The following is a 3,522-nucleotide window of genomic DNA, read 5'->3' as shown; positions in this document are numbered from 1 at the left end:
GCCGCCGGAGGGGATGGGCCGGGTCACAGCCAGCCCCACCGCTCCGCGATCGCCACCGCCTCCATCCTGCTGCGCGCCCCCGTCTTGCCGATCGCCGACGACAGGTGGTTGCGCACCGTGCCCTCGGCCAGGTGCAGGCGGGCCGCGATCTCCGCCGCGCTCGCCCCCCACCGGGCCGCGGCCAGCACCTCGCTCTCCCTGGCGGTCAGCGGGCTGGTGCCGTGGGTCAGCGACTCCGCGGCCAGGTCCGGGTCGACCACGCGCAGCCCCCGGTGCACCCGGCGGACCGCGTCCACCAGGTACTCGGGGCTGGCGTCCTTGACCACGAACCCGCTGGCGCCCGCCGCCAGGGCGCGCGCCAGGTAGCCGGGGCGGTCGAAGGTGGTGCACATGAGCACCCGGCAGGACGGCAGCGCCCGCACCAGGTCGGCCGCCGCGGTCAGCCCGTCCACCTCCGGCATGCGCACGTCGATGAGCGCCACGTCGGGGCGGGTGCGCCGCGCCTCGGGGACCACCCGCGCGCCGTCGCCGACCCGGGCCACCACCTCCAGGTCGGGTTCCAGGTCGAGCATGGCGGCCAGGGCGCCGCGCACCAGCGCCTGGTCGTCGGCCACCAGGATCCGGATCACCGCCGTTCCCCCTCCTGCGGTACGTGGGCGCGCACGCGCAGCCCGCCGCCCTCGCGCGGCCCCACCTCCAGCACGCCGCCGGCCTCCCGCATCCGCTCGGCCAGGCCGCGCAGCCCGTTGCCCGGCCGCACCGGGGCCGCGGCCCGCCCGTCGTCGACGACCTCCACCCAGCGGCGGCCCAGGCGCACCCGCACCGTGGCGGCCCGCGAGTGCCGCACCGCGTTGGTGACGGCCTCCCTGACCACGTACCCGAAAACCGTGCGCAGCTTCGGGTCGACGTCGTCGACGGTGGCCGGCAGGTCGGCGGCGATCCCGGCGGCCTCCAGCGCGGAGGCCGCGGCGGCCAGCTCCCCGGGGAGCGTCACCGTGCGGTAGTCGGCGACCGTGGCGCGCACGTCGGCCAGCGCGGCGCGGGCCAGCTCCTCCACCTCGGCGAGTTCCGCCGCGGCGCGCGCGGTGTCGCCGGTCGTCTCCAGCACCCGCCGGGCCACACCCGCCTTGAGCAGGACGGTGGTGAGGCTGTGTCCGAGGATGTCGTGCAGGTCCCGCGCCACGCGGTGGCGTTCGCGTTCGGCGGCCAGCACGGCGATCGTGTCGCGGGCCGTGCGCAGTTGCGCGTTGGCGTCGGCCACGGCGCGCAGCAGCGCGACCGCGGCGGTGGAGGCGGCCAGGACCACCAGGGTGGCGGTCGCGTCGCGGACGCCGCCCGACACGAGCGCCCACACCGAGGCGGCGGCGACCACCGGTGCGGCCACGGCGGCCAGCGGGCGGACCGGCAGCAGGGCCGCGGCCACCGCCAGGGCGAACAGCACCGTCCAGGAGGCGTCCGGGCCCAGCACGACGGCCAGGACCCCGCCCAGGGCGAAGGCGCCCAGGCACACCGCCAGGCGCACCGCGGTCCGCGCCCCGGAGGCCAGCGGGACCGCGGACACGCACACCAGGGCATACAGCACCGCCGCGGCGGCCGCCAGGGCGCGCATGCGCGGATCGGGCAGGGCGGTGACCGCCGCGACCCACTGGGGCAGGGTCAGCAGGGCGATCGCCGCGCCCGCGGCCGAGGACAGCGCCCGGCCGCGGGCCTCAGGGCTGCGGGGTCCGGTAGGCACGCCCGCATCGTAGGCAACGGCGGCGCACGGCACCCGTGACAGCGGTCACGGTCAGGTCATGACAGCTCCATCAGGCGTCCTGCCCCGGCCGGGGACAGAGTGGAGAGGTGAGCGGGAGGAGCCGACGATGATCGAGGCGAGGAACCTGACCAAGCGCTACGGAGCGCGCACGGTGGTCGAGGACCTGACGTTCACGGTGCCGCCGGGCCGGGTGACCGGGTTCCTGGGGCCCAACGGGGCGGGCAAGAGCACCACCCTGCGGATGATCCTGGGCCTGGACGCCCCGGACTCCGGGGTGGCGCTGGTGCACGGGGTGCCGTACGCGTCCCTGGCCGCCCCGCTGCGCGAGGTGGGGGCGCTGCTGGACGCGGGTGCGGTGCATCCGGGCCGTACCGCGCACGCCCACCTGTCCTGGCTGGCCCGCGCGGGCGGGATCGGTTCCCGCCGCGTCGGCGAGGTGCTGGAGCTGGTCGGGCTGGGCGGGGAGGGCCGCCGCAGGATCGGGGAGTTCTCCCTGGGCATGCGCCAGCGCCTGGGGGTGGCGGCCGCGCTGCTGGGCGACCCCGCGGTGCTGCTGCTCGACGAGCCGCTCAACGGGCTGGACGCCCAGGGCATCGTGTGGCTGCGCGTCCTGCTGCGGGACCTGGCCGCCCAGGGGCGCACCGTGTTCGTCTCCAGCCACCTGATGAACGAGATGGAGGCCACCGCCGACCACGTCCTGGTGATCGACTCGGGGCGGCTCGTCGCCGACATGGGGGTGGGCGAGCTGACCCGGCGGGCGGCGGGCGGGCGCGTCACCGTGGCCACGCCGCGCTGGGCCGAGCTGGCGGCGGTGCTGCCGGAGGGCAGCGCGCGGGTGGACGGCCCCGGACGGCTCACCGTGACCGGCCTGGACGCCGCCGCGGTCGGGGAGGCCGCGGCGCGGCACGGGATCGCCCTGCACGAACTGGTGTCCCACCGGTCCCGCCTGGAGGACGCCTTCCTGGACCTGACCCGCGACCTGGACGGCCTGCGCCCGCACGCGGCGGCCGACAGCGAGGAGGAGAGATGACCGCGACGGTGCGGGGCACGCGAGGTGCCCCTCTGGCGGCGGCGACGGCCGCCGAGACGTACAAGCTGTGGACGCTGCGCGCCCACCGGGCGGCGGTGCTGGCCGCACCGGCGGTGAGCGCGGCCGTGGCCGTGCTGCTGTGCGCGACCGTGGGCGCCACCACCGGGAGTTCGATGGCCGAGCACTCCGCCTTCGACATGGTGGCCACCAGCCTGCTGGGCGTCGACGCCGCGTCCGTGGTGCTGCTGACGGTGGGCGCGGCCACGGTCGGCGTCGAGTACTCCACCGGGATGGTCCGCACCACGCTGACCGCGCTGCCGGCGCGGGGCCGCTTCCTGGCGGCCCGGACCGCGGCGGTGGGCTCCGCGGCGCTGGGCGCGGGGCTGCTGTCCGCGGCGGCGGGGTTCGCCGCCGGGCAACTGGTGCTGGCGGCGGCGGGGCTGCCCACGGTGTCGCCGCTGGAGCCGCAGGTCCTGCGGGCGCTGGGCGGCACGGCGCTGACGGCCCCGTTCCTGGCGCTGGCCGCGGTGTTCCTGGCGGTGGTCTTGCGCAGCACCACCGGAGGCGTGGTGGGCGCGCTGGTCCTGCTGGCCCTGCCCGCCCCGGTGCGGTGGGGGCCGGAGTCCTGGCAGGGCGTCGTGCTGGGGGTGCTGCCGACCGAGGCGCTGCACTCCCTGGCCGGGCTGACCGCCCAGGACGCGCCGTTCCACCTGCCGGCGGCGGCGGCCGCGGCGGT

The 3,522-nt window shown here is 77.8% G+C and carries 4 protein-coding genes; 2 read left to right on the top strand and 2 right to left on the bottom strand.

Annotated elements, in window-relative coordinates; genetic code table 11:
• Positions 1–23: 23 nt before the first annotated feature.
• Complete coding sequence (locus tag AC529_RS14105) at positions 24–629, bottom strand: response regulator transcription factor (RefSeq protein WP_068757430.1); 606 nt, start codon at positions 627–629, stop codon at positions 24–26.
• A complete protein-coding gene (locus AC529_RS14100) occupies positions 626–1,735 on the bottom strand; it encodes a sensor histidine kinase (RefSeq protein WP_198156431.1) in 1,110 nt (369 codons plus the stop codon). Before AC529_RS14100 ends, AC529_RS14105 begins: the two co-directional genes overlap by 4 nt.
• 127 nt (positions 1,736–1,862) lie before the next feature.
• Between AC529_RS14100 and AC529_RS14095 the strand changes: the two genes are divergently transcribed.
• Together AC529_RS14095 and AC529_RS20550 are read left to right on the top strand one after the other, a co-directional pair.
• On the top strand, positions 1,863–2,786 hold the full coding sequence (locus AC529_RS14095; RefSeq protein WP_068757425.1) for an ATP-binding cassette domain-containing protein: 924 nt from the start codon (positions 1,863–1,865) through the stop codon (positions 2,784–2,786).
• Positions 2,783–3,522: ABC transporter permease (locus AC529_RS20550; protein WP_068757422.1), on the top strand; the 740-nt coding region annotated here is incomplete at its 3' end. The genes AC529_RS14095 and AC529_RS20550, both read left to right, overlap by 4 nt.

The organism is Thermobifida cellulosilytica TB100, assembly GCF_001517975.1.
GTDB classification, from domain to species: Bacteria; Actinomycetota; Actinomycetes; order Streptosporangiales; family Streptosporangiaceae; genus Thermobifida; species Thermobifida cellulosilytica.
This window is presented reverse-complemented; position numbering and strand designations above follow the sequence as displayed.